Raw genomic sequence first — 14,298 nt, 5'->3', positions numbered from 1 at the left:
GCTTCCCCCGGACGGCTGGGGATCACCGGCGGCGGCTCACTGCGGCGGGGCGTCCTGCCCGCCGCCGCCCTGCTTGCGCAGGAACTCCTTCGCCTTCTCCGAGCCCTGGTCGATCTGGTCGGCGTGGTCGCCGAAGCGCTGCTTGGCGGCCTCGGCGGCCTTGTCGACACCCTGGTCGGCCTGGTCCGGGTGCTTGCCGAGTGCTTCCTTCGCCTTGTCGAACAGGTTCATGGTGGACCTCCGCTCCGGAACCGATCTTCGGACCACCCGAGGTAAACACCGGTGGCGTGGGCCCGCAACGCTCCTTCCCCCGACCCGGGGAATCCGGGCGGTTCCGCGGGTGAAAGGCCGCGGGTGGCGTTTCGGGCCGGGCGGATCCGGGAACGGGGCGCGGACCGCGAAGAGGGCCTCGCCTGAACCGCGGGGGGCCGCAGCCCGTATACCGGGTGAGGATCGCCGGCCCCGCCGCACGGGCCGCGCGGTCACCGCCGCGAACGACGACGTGAGGCCCCCGCATGCTCCGACGAACCGGTCCGACGACCCCGGCCGTGTCCCTGCCCGATTTCGGCCTGCCGCGGCTCGCCCGGCGCCACGACGTCGCGGGCGGGGTCCTCACCGCGCTGGCCGCGCTGCTCGTGCTGTTCGGGCTGCTGGCCCCGGACGACCTGACCTCGTTCTCGGCCGCGGCCCTCGTGCGCGTGCCGGTCGAAGGGCTGGTCATCGGCGCGGTCCTGCTGGTCCTGCCGCCGCGGGCGCGCCGCGTCGGAGCCGTGCTCGCCGGGCTGGGACTCGGGCTGCTCACCCTGGTCAAGGCGCTCGACACCGGGTTCTACGCGACCCTCGAGAAGCCGTTCGACCCGATCTACGACTGGAGCTTCTTCCACGCCGGGGTGGAGTTCCTCGCCGGGCAGATCGGCGACGCGGCCACGGTCGCCGCGCTGATCGGCGCCGGCCTGCTCGCGGTGGCCGTGATGGTGCTGATGGTGCTCGCGGTGCTGCGGCTCAGCCGCGTCGCGGCCGGGCGCCGGACCGGCGCGACGCGGGTCGTGGCCGTCCTCGCGGTGGTCTGGATCGGGTGTTCGGTGTTCGGCGTCGAGATCGCGCCGGGGCAGCCGGTGGCCGCGCAGAGCGCCGCCGCGCTGGCCTACGGCGACCTGCGCCAGGTCGGCGCGGACCTGCGGGACCAGCGGCCGTTCGGCGAGGTGGCCGCCGACGACGCTTTCCGGTCCACCCCGGGCGCGCAGCTGCTGACCGGCCTGCGCGGCAAGAACGTCGTGCTCACCTTCGTGGAAAGCTACGGGCGGATCGCGCTGGACGACCCGGTCATCGGGGCGAAGATCGGCCCGACGCTGGACGCGGGCACGGCCGAGCTGCGCGTCGCGGGCATCGGCGCGAAGAGCGCGTTCCTGTCCTCCTCGACGTTCGGCGGCGGCAGCTGGCTGGCGCACTCGACCGTGCAGTCGGGCCTGTGGATCGACAACCAGCAGCGGTACAACGACCTCCTCGCCAGCGACCGGCTGACCCTCGGCGGGGCGTTCCAGCGGGCCGGCTGGCGAACGGTCTGGGACGTCCCAGCGCACACGAAGGACTGGCCGGAGGGACAGCGGTTCTACCACCCGGACGCCTACTACGACGCCCGGTCCATCGGCTACCACGGGCCGGGTTACGCCTACGCCACCATGCCGGACCAGTTCTCGCTGTCGATGCTGCAGCGCAAGGAACTCGCTAATGGCGCACAGCGCCCGGTGATGGCCGAGGTCGACCTCGTCTCCAGCCACGCGCCCTGGTCGCCGCGGCCCTGGCTGGTCGACTGGAACCAGGTCGGGGACGGCTCGGTCTTCACCCCCCAGCCCGCGGCGGGCGAAGCGCCGGAATCGGTCTGGAAGGACCCGGAGAAGATCCGCGAGGCCTACCGCGACGCGACCGACTACTCCCTGAAGACCGTGATCTCGTTCGTCCGGCACTACGGCGGCGACGACCTCGTGCTCGTGTTCCTCGGCGACCACCAGCCGCCGGTGGTCACGCCGCAGGGCGCGGTCCACGACGTGCCGATCACCATCGTGGCCAAGGACCCGAAGGTCCTCGACCGGATCGCCGGCTGGGGCTGGCAGGACGGCCTCCACCCGGGCGCGCAGGCCCCGATCTGGAAGATGGACTCCTTCCGCGACCGCTTCCTCAACGCCTTCGCGCGCTGACCGTCCTCTTAGGACCGCCATCGGGTCCCGCCCGGTCTGCCGGACGGGCCCCGGCGGCCGGGCGGGGACGGCCGGGCACGTCCGGTGCCCGGCAGACTCCCGTCCGGGCCGCTGCCCGTCCCGGCGTGTTCTACTTGGTTCAGACCTTTTTTCAACGCCGCGACGAAGGGGTGGCGGCACGGCGCGGACGAGCCGGCGGCCGATCCGCGCTTCAGTCGTGCGCACGAAAAAGCTTTGCTTTGCAACGAATTCTGGTGTCCATAATGGACTGATAGGCTGAAATCCGGACAGAAGACCGGACAAATCTGGACCCGGTGCGAGCGCTGCCCGCACACTCTGCGGACGGTGTGTTTCTTTCCCCCGGCCTTGGAGGAGTTCCCATGCGTCGAAGAATCGCCCTGGCCCTCGGCGGTGTCGCCGTCCTCACCGCGTCCCTCGCCTCCGCCACGTTCACCCCGGCGGTCGCCCAGGCGTCACCGGGCCTGATCGCCGCCATGCAGCGGGACCTCGGGCTCACCGCCGCGCAGGCGTCGGCCCGGCTCACGCAGGAAATGACCGCCAGCCGGGTGCTGCCCGCCGCGCAGCAGGCCGCGGGCAGCGCGTTCGGCGGCGCGTGGTTCGACCCGGCGCGGGGCAAGCTCGTCGTCGACGTGACCGATCCGGCCGCGGCCGCCGCCGTCCGGCAGGCCGGCGCCGAACCCGTGGCCGCCCGGACCAGCGCGGCGAAGCTCGACGCCGCCAAGGCCGCGATCGACGCCGCCGCCAAGGCGCGGCCGGCTCCGGCCGCCGTCACCGGCTGGCGCACCGACCCGCGGGCCGGCAGCGTCGTGGTCACCGTGCGGCCGGGTGCGCGCGGCGCCGACGTCGACGCCTTCCTGGCCCGGGCGGCCGGAGCCGGCCCGGTCACCGTGGCGACCGCGCCGGCCGCCGAGCCGTTCTCGGCCGGCACGGTCGGCGGGGACCCGTACTACATCAACGGCAACACCCGCTGCTCGATCGGCTTCTCCGTGCAGGGCGGGTTCGTCAGCGCCGGGCACTGCGGCGGCGCGGGCAGCTCGGTCGTCGGTTGGGACGGCTCGTGGATGGGCACGTTCGCCGGCTCGTCCTTCCCCGGCAACGACTATTCGTTCATCCGCATCGGCGGCGGCTGGTGGACCGCGCCGGTCGTGCTCGGCTGGGGCACGGTCAGCGATGCGCTCGTCCGCGGGTCCTGGGTCGCGCCGGTGGGCACGTCGGTGTGCCGCTCGGGCTCGACGACGCACTGGCACTGCGGCGTCGTCGAAGGGCTGAACGAGACGGTCAACTACTCCCAGGGTGCGGTCTACCAGGTGACCCGCACCAACGTCTGCGCCGAGCCCGGCGACTCCGGCGGCTCGTTCATCACCGGTGACCAGGCCCAGGGGGTGACCTCCGGGGGCTGGGGCAACTGCAGCTCCGGCGGCGAGACGTGGTTCCAGCCGGTCAACGAGATCCTGCAGACCTACGGCGTGTCGCTGGTGACGGCGTAGGAACTCCGCCGGCGGCGGCCGATGAATCCGGCGGCCGCCGCCGGTAGGTACCGGTGCCGCCGCGCCACCGGGGCCCGGCGGGTCAGGCACCGGGAGCAGCGATGAGCGTGATCGTGGTCGAGTTCACCACCCTGGACGGCGTCGTCGAGGACCCGGACGGGTCCGGCGGCACGGCCTTCGGCGGCTGGGCGTTCCGGCACGGGCCGGAGGCGGTGGCCGGCGACAAGTTCCGGCTCGGTGCCCTGCTGGACACCGGCGTCCTGCTGTTCGGCCGGACCACCTGGGAGCTGTTCGCGAAGCTCTGGCCCGGCCGCTCGGGCGAGTTCCCCGACCGGCTCAACGCCGCGGCCAAGCTGGTCGCCTCGCGCACCCTCCACGACGTGTCGGCGTGGCAGAACTCCGTGCTGCTGCAGGGAGACCTCGCCGAGGCGATCGCGCGGGAGGAGCGTGACGTCGTGGTGATCGGCTCAGTCGGGATCGCGCAGGAACTCGCCCGCCACGACCTCGTGGACGAGTACCGCCTGCTCGTCTTCCCGAGCGTGGCGGGCACGGGCAGGCGGCTCTTCGGCGACCCCGCCGACTTCTCCTTGGTCTCCACGACCCGGGTCGGGCCCGCGATCCTCAGCACCTACCGGACGCGCTAGCGCCGGCCGGCTCTCCGCCTGGAAGTCGATGCGGTGGTGCCCCGGGACTTGGCTTCGGGGAAAGGTCGGCTCCGGGGGCACCACCGCCCGCGGGACGGCTGACTCTGTCCTGCGGTGGTCCCACCCTACGAACCGCCGGGCACCCTGACCAGGGCCTCGATGCGGTGTCGAAGGTTTGTCGCCCGGTCGGGCACCGGGCGTACCGAGAGTGGGTCCCGGCGAGCGGGTTGACCGGCCGTGGGCGGGCGCTTAACCTCAAGTTGAAACTTCAACCGATTCGCGCGCCGTGGAGCACCGATGTCGATCTTCCGCCTGAACCACGCCGTGCTCTACGTCCGGGACCTGGCCGAAAGCGTGGCGTTCTACCGGGACGTGCTCGGCTTCGGGTACATCGACGGCGGGGACGCCCACCGCGGCGCCGCGTTCCTGCGGGCGCCCGGGTCGGTGAACGACCACGACCTCGGCCTCTTCCAGATCGGTCCGGACGCCGCCGACTCCGGGGCCGGCCGGACCTCGGTGGGGCTGTACCACCTGGCGTGGGAAGTGGACACCCTCGGCGACCTCGACCGCCTCGCCACCCGGCTCACCGAAGCGGGCGCGCTGGTCGGCTCCTCCGACCACGGGACCACGAAGTCGCTGTACGCCAAGGACCCCAGCGGGCTCGAGTTCGAGGTCGTCTGGATCATCCCCCGCGAGCTGCTGACCGACGAGGACCGGGCCAAGAGCGCGTCCACCCGGCGGCTCGACCTCGCGGCGGAGCTGGCGAAGTACGGTCCCGACGCGCGCAGCGGCGTCGGGATCTCGCGTCCCGCTTAGACCGTGGCGCTCGCGCGCGTCGGCTCGGACGTGCGCTGCCGGATGGGCAGGTTGCCGAGGGCGAAGCGGCCCGGGCCGACGAACGCGACCAGGAGCAGGGCCCAGCAGAACAGCGCGGCCGCCTCGCCGCCGTTCTGGATCGGGAACAGGCCCGTCGGCAGGTGGACGAAGAAGTACGCGTAGGCCATCGAGCCGGAGCCCAGGACGGCGGCGACCCGCGTGCCGAGGCCGACGCAGACGAGCACGCCGCAGACGAGCTGGATGACCGCGGCCCACCAGCCGGGCCAGGTTCCGACGGGGATGGTCGACTTCGCGCCGAACAGGCCGAAGAGCGACTTGAGGCCGTGGCAGGCGAAGAGGAACCCGATGACGATGCGGTAGAGCCCGATGACGTGGTCGCGGGCGGGGTCCAGGCGATGCATGGTGCCTCCGGGGAGCGGGGGAGAGGGCGGCATCGAACCGGCCGGCGGTGTGGCCGGCCGCGTGCGAATTCAGGTCACCCAGATATACCGCTCGTGGAGAGTTGCCACAAGCACCAAACGTCGTGTAAGCGCCTTTCGAAAACCATTACCCGGTGTTCGCGTCGGTGCGGCAGCCTTGCGGGGCAACGGAAAGCCGCCGTACGGGTGATCTTCACCGCTGTGGTCCAGACCAGTGAATAATCAGGTCCGCTCTTTCGCGATTATTTTCGAGTCTTTCGAGGTGTCTGCTTAACGAAGGACTTAACAAAATGGTGATCCGAATGACGCATTCCACGCACCCGAATGAGGTGTTGATTCCGCGGGGGCCGCCTCGAGGTCGAACATGTTCGCCCCGAACGTGCTCGTGACGAACATGTTCGCTACACTGGCGTCATGACTCCGGGAAGCACGTACAACCGCCGGGAGCGGCCGGCGAAGCCCGCGTTGACGCGGGAAGGGATCGTGGCGGCGGCCGTCGCGGTGATGCGCGCCGAAGGTGTCGAGCGCGTCACCATGCGGCGGCTCGCCGAGGAGCTCGACACCGGCGCGGCGTCGCTCTACGTCTACGTCGCCGACACCGAAGAACTCCACGCCGCCGTGCTCGACGAACTGCTCGCCGAGGTCACCCTCGACGGCGAAGGCGACTGGCGCGAACGCCTGTGGGCGGTGCTGGACTCCTACCGGTCCGTCCTGTTCGCGCACCCGAGCCTCGCCGGGGTCGCGCTGGTGACCCGGCTGAGCGGCCCGCACTACCTGGCGCTCGTCGAGGCGGTGCTGGCCCTGCTCGACGAAGGCGGGATGGCACCGGGGCAGGCCGCGTGGGCGGTCGACGTCCTGTTGCTGACCGCCACCGCCACGGCCGTCGAACACGGCACCCGCCGCGAGCGCCCCGGGGCCGCCCGCGAACACGAGGTGATGACCGAATCCCTGGCCGGCGTCTCGCCGGGGACGCACCCGCACATCGCCGCACTGGGCGGCGACCTGGTGTCCGGACCCGGCCCCGCCCGCGCCCGGTGGGCGTTCGACGCACTGTTGAACGGCGCGCTCGCGACCCCGCGCCCCGGGGAGGGCCGGTGACCCCGTCCGTCGCGATCGTCGGCGGCGGCCTCGGCGGCCTCACGCTCGCCCGGGTCCTGCACACCCGCGGAATCCCCTCGGCCGTCTACGAACTCGAAGCCTCGCCGGCCGCCCGTGACCAGGGCGGCACCCTCGACCTGCACGAGGAGTCGGGGCAGCGGGCACTGGCCGAAGCCGGGCTGATGCCGCAGTTCCGGGCCGTCGTCCGCGAGGAAGGGGAGGCGCTGCGCATCCTCGACCGGCACGGCACCGTCCGGTTCGAAGAAACCGCCGTCGCGAGCGGCGGCACCCGGCCGGAGGTGGACCGCGGCGACCTCAAGCGGATCCTGGCCGGCTCACTGCCGTCCGGGGTGGTCCGCTGGGGTGCCAAGGTGACCGCGGTGTCGCCGGGACGGCTCACCCTGGCCACCGGCGACGTCGTCGAAGCGGACCTGGTGGTCGGCGCCGACGGTGCCTGGTCGAAGGTCCGGACGCGGCTTTCCGGTGCGGTGCCGCACTATTCCGGACTGTCCTTCGCGGAGATCCACCTGTCTGATGTGGACGATCGGCACCCGGCGGCGGCGGCGTTGGTCGGCGCCGGTTCGATGTTCGCGCTCGCCGAAGGCAAGGGGCTGATCGCCCAGCGCACCGGCGGTGGTCGGATCCGGGTCTACGCCGCGGTCCGGACCGCCGACCCGGCCGCCGTCGCCGGACTGGCTGACCGGGATCGGCTGCTCGAGGTCTTCGCGGACTTCGCTCCCGCGCTCCGGGCGCTCATCGCCGACAGTGGAGGAGCCGTGATCCCGCGGCCGATCCACGCCCTGCCGACCGGCCACCGCTGGCCGCGGGTGCCGGGGGTGACGCTGCTCGGCGACGCCGCGCACGTCATGTCGCCCTTCGCCGGCGAGGGCGCCAACCTCGCGATGCTCGACGCGACCGAGCTGGCGCTGGCGCTGGCGGACCACGACGACGTCGAAAGCGCTCTCTCCGCCTACGAAACCGCGATGTTCCCCCGCGCCGAAGCCGCCGCGCGAGCTTCGGCGGAAGGCCTCGAAGCCTGCTTCGCCCCCGGCGCGCCCGCCGCGATGGTCGAGCAGATGACGCGGTTCGCCGCGCACCACCACTGACGGAAGGAAGACCCGTGGACTTCGACCTCATCGACACCGGCCGCGGCGACCGTGCCGTGCTCGTCCTGCACGGCGGCGCCGGACCGCGCAGCGTCACCCCGGTCATCGAGCACTTCGCGCCGCGCGCCCGCGTGCTGGCGCCGACGCACCCGGGCTGGTCGGGCACCCCGCGCCCGGCCGCGTTCACCGGCGTCGACGACCTCGCGCTCGCCTACCTCGACCTCCTCGACGACGAAGACCTGACCGGCGTCGTCGTGGTGGGCAGCTCGTTCGGCGGCTGGGTCGCGGCCGAACTGGCGGTGCGGGACCGCGGCCGCCGCCTCGGCCGGCTCGTCCTGCTCGACGCCATCGGCCCGGAGATCGAGGGCCACCCGGTGCGGCTGCCGCAGCCGCCGCCGGGCGCGTCCGGGCCGGACCCGGCCGACCTGGCCGCCATGCGGGCGTACGCCGGGCCCGGTCTGGCCGACCCGAAACTGCTGCGCCGCCTCGCGCGGGTCCGGGTCCCGGCCCTGCTGGTCTGGGGCGAGGAGGACACCGTCGTCCCGCCGGCGTTCGGCCGGGCGTACGCGGGCGCGTTCCCCGACGCGCGGTTCGAGGTGGTGGCGGGCGCGGGCCACCAGCCGGCCCTGCAGGCTCCGGCGGCGACGTTCGACTTGATCGACGAGTTCCTCGACTAGCCTGAAGGGCCACCCCGTAAGGTGGCTCCATGGTGGACGAAGAAGCCGTCTCGGAGCGCATCCGGCAGATCGCCGCCACGCTCGAGGGCCGCGCGGGTGAACTCACCGGCGAGCTGGTCCAGCTGTACGCCACCGACCTGCCGCAGCTGGTCAACGACGACGAGCGCATGGTCAGCCTGCTGTCGGCGAGCGTCTACCAGAACATCGAGACCGCGCTGCAGATCTTCCGGCACGGCATCGACCCGGCCGGGATCGAGCCGCCGGCCGCGGCGATCGAGTACGCGCGCCGGCTCGCCCAGCGCGGCACCCCGGTGTTCGACCTCATCCGCGCCTACGACCTCGGGCAGGCCGCGATGCTCGACTTCGGGTTCCAGGAGTGCACCCGGCTCGTCGACGACGCCGCCCTGCTCGGGGCCATGATGCGCCGGCTGCTGCGGGTCGCCTACGAGTTCATCACCCGGGTCGTCCGCCAGCTCGTCGGCGTCTACCAGGACGAACGCGACCGGTGGCTGCTCAACCGCAGTGCCGCGCGGGCGGCGAAGGTGGCGGACCTGCTCGACGGGAACGGCGGCCCGCCCGACGTCGACGCCGCCGAAGCGGTGATCGGCTACCGCCTGCGCGGCACGCACGTGGGGATGATCGTCTGGCACGCGTCGGCCGCCTTCGTCGACGACGCGCTGTCGCTGCTGGAGTCGGTCGCGGGAGCGGTGTTCGAGCGCGTCCGCGGGCAGGGGCGCCCCCTGTTCGTACCGCGCGACGAGGCCAGCGCCTGGGTGTGGCTGCCGCTCGTCCCGGGCGCGACCGTCGGCCGCGAGCACCTCGACGCGGTCCTCGCCGAGGCCGAGGCCGGCGTGCGGGTGACCGTCGGCGACCCGGGCACCGGCGTCGGCGGCTTCCGCGACACCCACCAGCAGGCCCGCCGGGTGCACGCGCTGGCGCTGGCCGCCGGCGAGCACTGCGACCGCGTGCTGACCTTCCGGGAGGTCGGCACGGTGGCGCTGATGACGAGCGACCTCAACGCGGCCCGGCTGTGGGTGGCGAGCACGCTCGGGCCGCTGGCCGCCGACGACGAGAACTGCGGGCGGCTGCGCGAGACGCTGCAGGTGTTCCTCGCCTCCGGCGGCAGCTACACGGCGGCGGCCGCCGAGCTGACGATGCACAAGAACTCCGTGCAGTACCGGATCCGCAAGGCGCAGGAGCTGCTGCCGCGCGGCCTCGGCGAGGGACGGCTGGACGTCGAGCTGGCGCTGGTCCTGTGCCGCCGGCTGGGCGCGGCGGTGCTCTCGCCGGCGTGACTTTGGTGTCCCGGACCACGGGCGCCCAAGATCGTTGGGTCGCCGGCACGAAGGCACGGCGTCGATCTTCGCCTACTGTGCTCGCATGGGTGAGAACGGTGGGATGCTCGCGCTGGTGCGGCTACGCCGAGGCGTCGTCGGCGAGAGCAGACGCGTCTGCCACCTGATCCCCGTCCCGGACGTCCCGTTCTCCGGGGCGCTGACGGCGCTGTGCGGCGAGCCCATCCGCCCCGCCGACGCCGAGGTGCTGGACGGCCTGCGCGGCATGCCGTGCCACCCGTGTTTGCTGCGGAGTACGGCGCCGGAACCGGGCCTGCTCGCCAACGCGGGCTGAGCGGATCCGGCCGAGCGGATTCGACGGGTCCGGCACTCGCGCGCGCCCGAGGCTGAATCGATTTCGTTAAATTGCCACCCGCCCGGCCGCCGAACCGAGCCGTCGAAATGGTGGTCGGTGAATATCCGACGGGACCCGCGGTATTCCCGCATTGTGACGATCGGTAGCCGAGCGATCGTCCGCAGTGGCGATTCGGGCCGCGCGGGCTGTGGAAGGCGTGGGAAACTGCGGCGACTGGTCCAGGTTCGATAGGTCATTCGGCTGAACTCTGCGGATTGCGTATCCCCAGACGGTGTCCTGCCCCTTAGCCTTGCGTGATTCTTCGTCATATCGCACTGGGGAGTGAGATGAAGTCCACGTCACCGCCTTGGTTTCCGCGCGCCCATTCGCCGTCGGGAGCCGACACCGGGCGATGACGCAAGCCGGTTGTCTCAGACGTTTCGCGGAACTCGCCCGGCACGCACCCGACCGGATCGCGGTCCTCGAGGCCGGCTCGGCGGTGAGCTACGGCCGGCTGGCCGCGCTGGCCGGCGGGCACGCCGCCCGGCTGCTCGACGCCGGGGTCCGGCCCGGGGAGTTCGTCGGCCTGGTCACCGGGCACGGCACGCCCGCCATCGCCGCGATCCTCGGCACCCTGGCCGCCGGGTGCGCCTACGTCCCGCTGGACCCGACGTTCCCACCCGGCCGGCTCGCCCACCAGGTCGCGGCGGCCCGGGTGTCGGCCGTGCTCGCCGACCCCGAGCACGTCGAGCCGGCGGAGACGCTGTGCCGCACCGGGTCCGCCCGGGTCGTGCGGTCCGGAATGGACACCGCGCCGCTGCCGGTGCCCGACCCGGACCCGGACGCGCGTGCCTACGTGCTGTTCACCTCCGGCTCCACCGGGACGCCCAAGGCGGTCGCGCAGACCCACCGCAACCTGGCGCACGTGGTGGACAACCAGATCGCGACGCTCGGCATCACCGCGGCGGACCGGGTCAGCCTGCTGGCCTCCTTCGGCTTCGACGCGGCGATCCCCGACCTCTACCCGGCGCTGCTGACCGGCGCCGCCGTGGTGCCGGTCGACGTCCGCGCCCACGGCGTGGCCCACGCGGCGCGTGAGCTGGCGCGGCACGAGGTGACCGTCTACCACTCGACGCCCACGGTCTACCGCTACCTGCTCGACGCCCTCGACGGCGACCTGCCGTCGGTGCGGACGGTCCTGCTGGGCGGCGAGCAGGCGACCTACGCCGACGTCCGCCGCGGCCGGTTCGCGCCCGGGTGCGTGTACGTCAACGGGTACGGCGCGACCGAGGTGACCTTCGCCGCGCAGTACCGGCTGACCGCCGCGGACGTCGGCGACGACGACACCGGCCCGCTGCCCATCGGGACCGCGCTGCCCGGCTACACGCTCGCCGTGCTCGACGGCGGCGAGCTCGAAGTCAGCGGCGAATACCTGGTCGACGGCTACTTCGACCAGCCGAGCCCGGCGTTCGGGACCACCGCCGGAGGCCTCCGCAGCTACCGCACCGGCGACCTCGGCCGAGTTCTTCCGGACGGGAACGTCGTCTGCCTCGGCCGGCTGGACCGGCAGGTGAAGGTGCGCGGCTTCCGGATCGAGCTGACCGAGGTGGAGGCCCGGCTCGGCGAACAGCCCGGCGTGGCCGAGGCGCGCGCGATCGTGCGTGACGGCGAGCTGCTCGCGTACGTCGTCCCGGTGCCGGGGTCCCGGCCGGACGGGACCGCGCTGCGGGCCGCCCTGGCCGAGGTGCTGCCCGGGCACGCGGTGCCCGGCGCGGTGACCGTGGTGGCGGCGTTCCCGCTCACCGTCAGCGGCAAGCTCGACGAGGAAGCGCTTCCGGAACCGCGCCCGCCGGCGCCCGTGCCCGCCGGGCCGATGACCCCGGCGCAGCGCCGGGTGCACGAGATCTGGTGCGCGGTGCTCGGGCACGACCGGATCGGCACTACGGACGCCTTCTTCGACGTCGGCGGGCACTCCCTGCTGCTGGGCCGGGTCCAGCAGCGGCTGGCCGCGGAGTTCGGCGCGGAGGTGCCGCTGCTGAGCCTGCTGGAGCACCCGACGGTGGCGGCGCAGGCCGCATACCTGGAGGAGTCCACTTCGGACTCGCCGCGCTCCGGTGCGGACGAGTCCCGTGCGGACGAACCCGGCAGCGACCTGATCGCCGTCGTCGGGCTGGCCTGCCGGTTCCCCGGTGCGCCGGACGCCGGTGCGTTCTGGTGGAACCTCTGCGCCGGGACGGATTCGATCCACGACTACACCGACGACGAGCTGGCCGCCCTGGGCATCGGCCCCGGCCTGCGCGCCGACCCGGCGCACGTGCGCGCCGGCGGCCGGCTCGACGGCGTCGAGGACTTCGACGCGGGGTTCTTCGGGTTCACCGCCGAGGAGGCCGCCCGCACCGACCCGCAGCACCGGCTGTTCCTGGAGACGGCGTGGCGGGCCCTGGAAGACGCGGGCCGCGACCCGGCGCGGGAAGCCGGCCCGGTCGGCGTGTTCACCTCCGCCGGGGTCAACCGGTACTTCCTGTTCCACCTGTTCGGGAACCCGGCCGTGACCGGTGCCGTCGACCCGGACGACTGGGAGGGCCGGCTGCTGGGCCGCCAGCTGACCGACCACCTGCCCGGCCAGGTCGCCTACCGGTTCGGCCTGACCGGGCCCGCGGTGGCCGTCCAAAGTGCCTGTTCGAGTTCGCTCGCCGCGGTGGGACTGGCCGCGCAGAGCCTCGCCGAGTACCGCTGCGACCTCGCGATCGCCGGGGGAGTCAGCGTCACGTGGCCGCGGTACCGCGCCGGCGGCCTGGCGTCCCCGGACGGCCGCTGCCGCTCGTTCGACGCGGCGGCCGCCGGCGCCGGGTTCGGTTCGGGCGCCGGGGTGGTGGTGCTGCGGCGGCTGTCCGACGCGCTCGCCGACCGCGACCACATCCACGCGGTGCTGCCCGGCTGGGCGATGACCAACGACGGCGGCGACCGCGCCGGCTACGCGGTGCCGAGCCCGGCCGGGCAGGCCGCCGCGATCGCCGAAGCCCTCGCGGTGGCCGAAGTGGACCCGGCGGAGGTCCGGCTGGTCGAGGCGCACGGCAGCGGCACCCCGCTGGGCGACGCGATCGAGGTCGCGGCGCTCAACCGGGTGTACCGGGACCTCCCGCCCGGCACCTGCGCGCTCGGCTCGGTGAAGACGAACATCGGCCACCTCGACGCGGCGGCCGGGGTGGCCGGGCTGATCAAGGCCGTGCTGTCGGTGCGTCACGGCGTGATCCCGCCGAACCTGCACTTCACCGCCCCGCACCCGGAGGTCGACCTGGCGGGCGGGCCGTGTTACGTGCCGGTCAAGGCCACCGGCTGGCCGGAGGTACCGCGGCGGGTGGCGGGGGTCAGCGCGTTCGGCATGGGCGGGACCAACGTCCACGTGATCGTCGAAGAGCCACCGGTGCCCGGGCCGCGGGTGACGGCCGACGGACCGTACGTCCTGCCGGTGTCCGCCCACGACGGGACCGCCCTGCGCGAGGCGTTGTCGGCGTTGCGGGACCGGCTCGCGGCCGACCCGCCGGACCTGGCCGACGTGGCGTACACCCTCGCGGTGGGACGCCGGGAGTTCGCTGTCCGCGCGGCCGTGGTGGCGACGACGGCGGCCGAGGCGGTCGAGGCGCTGGAGAAGCTGCTGACCGAGGGCGGCGACGTCGCCGGACCGCCGGGCGCGGCCCGCGAACTGGCCGGCCGCTGGACCGGCGGCGCGGGTGTCGACTGGGCCGCCCGTCACGCCGGCGCCCGTCCTGGCCGGGTGCCGTTGCCGGGTTACCCGTTCCAGCGCACCCGCTGCTGGATCGACCCGCCGGTTCCGGGTGAGCACCGGTGACCGGCGAGTTCGGCTGCGCGGCTGCGGCGGTTCGCGCATGGCCTGGCTGCACGCCGTCGCCGGCGTCGCTCGGCGGATCTGCTTGGGCCGGGGCACCACCTGTGGTCGGCGCGCACGACCACGCGGCCGCCGCCGCGTTCGGCTGCGCGGCTGGGGCGGTTCGCGCCCGGCCTGGCTGCACGCCGTCGCCGGCATCGCTCGGCCGGTCTGCCTGGCCCAGGACACCACCCGTGGTCGGCACGCACAACCGCACGGCCGCCGCCGAGCCCGGTCACCCGGGCCGAGGCGGTTCGCGCCCGGCCCGGCCGCACACCGTCGTCGGCACCGCTCGACCG

General features: G+C 73.6%; 12 protein-coding genes. 10 read left to right on the top strand and 2 right to left on the bottom strand.

Annotation, left to right across the window (positions count from 1 at the left end; genetic code table 11):
- Positions 1 to 36: 36 nt before the first annotated feature.
- Positions 37 to 231 (bottom strand): antitoxin, encoded by a 195-nt coding sequence (locus tag ACLJPY_RS34165; RefSeq protein WP_410594948.1) that lies wholly within the window; start codon positions 229 to 231, stop codon positions 37 to 39.
- A 284-nt stretch (positions 232 to 515) separates the two neighbouring features.
- On the opposite strand from ACLJPY_RS34165, the gene ACLJPY_RS34160 reads away from it, so the two are divergent.
- The 4 genes from ACLJPY_RS34160 to ACLJPY_RS34145 all read left to right on the top strand — a co-directional run bounded on the left by ACLJPY_RS34160 (position 516) and on the right by ACLJPY_RS34145 (position 5,163).
- The gene (locus ACLJPY_RS34160) at positions 516 to 2,195 is read left to right on the top strand and encodes a sulfatase (protein WP_410594946.1); all 1,680 of its coding nucleotides are present in this window, start codon (positions 516 to 518) and stop codon (positions 2,193 to 2,195) included.
- A gap of 380 nt (positions 2,196 to 2,575) precedes the next feature.
- Positions 2,576 to 3,703 carry a S1 family peptidase gene (locus tag ACLJPY_RS34155; protein WP_410594944.1) on the top strand — a complete coding sequence of 376 codons (1,128 nt, stop codon included), beginning with the start codon at positions 2,576 to 2,578 and terminating at the stop codon, positions 3,701 to 3,703.
- 101 nt (positions 3,704 to 3,804) lie between these two features.
- Positions 3,805 to 4,347, top strand: a complete 543-nt coding sequence (locus tag ACLJPY_RS34150; RefSeq protein ID WP_410594942.1) for a dihydrofolate reductase family protein — start codon at positions 3,805 to 3,807, stop codon at positions 4,345 to 4,347.
- A 297-nt stretch (positions 4,348 to 4,644) separates the two neighbouring features.
- Positions 4,645 to 5,163: a VOC family protein gene (locus ACLJPY_RS34145; protein ID WP_410594940.1), complete on the top strand. Its 519-nt coding sequence runs from the start codon at positions 4,645 to 4,647 to the stop codon at positions 5,161 to 5,163.
- Here the strand turns inward: ACLJPY_RS34145 and ACLJPY_RS34140 are convergent.
- Entirely contained in the window at positions 5,160 to 5,585 is a 426-nt protein-coding gene (locus tag ACLJPY_RS34140) for a DoxX family protein (RefSeq protein WP_410594938.1), read from the bottom strand. The two genes, ACLJPY_RS34145 and ACLJPY_RS34140, sit on opposite strands and share 4 nt — an antisense overlap.
- A gap of 432 nt (positions 5,586 to 6,017) precedes the next feature.
- On the opposite strand from ACLJPY_RS34140, the gene ACLJPY_RS34135 reads away from it, so the two are divergent.
- From ACLJPY_RS34135 to ACLJPY_RS34110, 6 genes are all read left to right on the top strand, one after another.
- On the top strand, positions 6,018 to 6,701 hold the full coding sequence (locus ACLJPY_RS34135; RefSeq protein ID WP_410594936.1) for a TetR/AcrR family transcriptional regulator: 684 nt from the start codon (positions 6,018 to 6,020) through the stop codon (positions 6,699 to 6,701).
- Positions 6,698 to 7,807 carry an FAD-dependent oxidoreductase gene (locus ACLJPY_RS34130; RefSeq protein ID WP_410594934.1) on the top strand — a complete coding sequence of 370 codons (1,110 nt, stop codon included), beginning with the start codon at positions 6,698 to 6,700 and terminating at the stop codon, positions 7,805 to 7,807. Before ACLJPY_RS34135 ends, ACLJPY_RS34130 begins: the two co-directional genes overlap by 4 nt.
- Positions 7,808 to 7,821: 14 nt before the next feature.
- Positions 7,822 to 8,484: an alpha/beta fold hydrolase gene (locus tag ACLJPY_RS34125; protein WP_410594932.1), complete on the top strand. Its 663-nt coding sequence runs from the start codon at positions 7,822 to 7,824 to the stop codon at positions 8,482 to 8,484.
- Between the two features lie 29 nt (positions 8,485 to 8,513).
- On the top strand, positions 8,514 to 9,779 hold the full coding sequence (locus ACLJPY_RS34120) for a PucR family transcriptional regulator (RefSeq protein WP_410594930.1): 1,266 nt from the start codon (positions 8,514 to 8,516) through the stop codon (positions 9,777 to 9,779).
- Between the two features lie 85 nt (positions 9,780 to 9,864).
- Complete coding sequence (locus ACLJPY_RS34115) at positions 9,865 to 10,113, top strand: hypothetical protein (RefSeq protein WP_410594928.1); 249 nt, start codon at positions 9,865 to 9,867, stop codon at positions 10,111 to 10,113.
- A 412-nt stretch (positions 10,114 to 10,525) separates the two neighbouring features.
- Entirely contained in the window at positions 10,526 to 13,963 is a 3,438-nt protein-coding gene (locus ACLJPY_RS34110; protein WP_410594926.1) for a beta-ketoacyl synthase N-terminal-like domain-containing protein, read from the top strand.
- Positions 13,964 to 14,298 lie beyond the last annotated feature (335 nt).

It is taken from the genome of Amycolatopsis sp. lyj-23 (assembly GCF_046549135.1).
Taxonomy (GTDB): domain Bacteria; phylum Actinomycetota; class Actinomycetes; order Mycobacteriales; family Pseudonocardiaceae; genus Amycolatopsis.
The sequence above is the reverse complement of the archived record's forward strand: the minus strand, read 5'-3'. Positions and strand labels throughout refer to the sequence as shown.

Bases quoted from the DNA above. Each gene is read 5' to 3' on its own strand.
- ACLJPY_RS34165 (WP_410594948.1), bottom strand. From the start codon at position 231: ATGAACCTGTTCGACAAGGCGAAGGAAGCACTCGGCAAGCACCCGGAC.
- ACLJPY_RS34160 (WP_410594946.1), top strand. From the start codon at position 516: ATGCTCCGACGAACCGGTCCGACGACCCCGGCCGTGTCCCTGCCCGAT.
- ACLJPY_RS34155 (WP_410594944.1), top strand. From the start codon at position 2,576: ATGCGTCGAAGAATCGCCCTGGCCCTCGGCGGTGTCGCCGTCCTCACC.
- ACLJPY_RS34150 (WP_410594942.1), top strand. From the start codon at position 3,805: ATGAGCGTGATCGTGGTCGAGTTCACCACCCTGGACGGCGTCGTCGAG.
- ACLJPY_RS34145 (WP_410594940.1), top strand. From the start codon at position 4,645: ATGTCGATCTTCCGCCTGAACCACGCCGTGCTCTACGTCCGGGACCTG.
- ACLJPY_RS34140 (WP_410594938.1), bottom strand. From the start codon at position 5,585: ATGCATCGCCTGGACCCCGCCCGCGACCACGTCATCGGGCTCTACCGC.
- ACLJPY_RS34135 (WP_410594936.1), top strand. From the start codon at position 6,018: ATGACTCCGGGAAGCACGTACAACCGCCGGGAGCGGCCGGCGAAGCCC.
- ACLJPY_RS34120 (WP_410594930.1), top strand. From the start codon at position 8,514: ATGGTGGACGAAGAAGCCGTCTCGGAGCGCATCCGGCAGATCGCCGCC.
- ACLJPY_RS34115 (WP_410594928.1), top strand. From the start codon at position 9,865: ATGGGTGAGAACGGTGGGATGCTCGCGCTGGTGCGGCTACGCCGAGGC.
- ACLJPY_RS34110 (WP_410594926.1), top strand. From the start codon at position 10,526: ATGACGCAAGCCGGTTGTCTCAGACGTTTCGCGGAACTCGCCCGGCAC.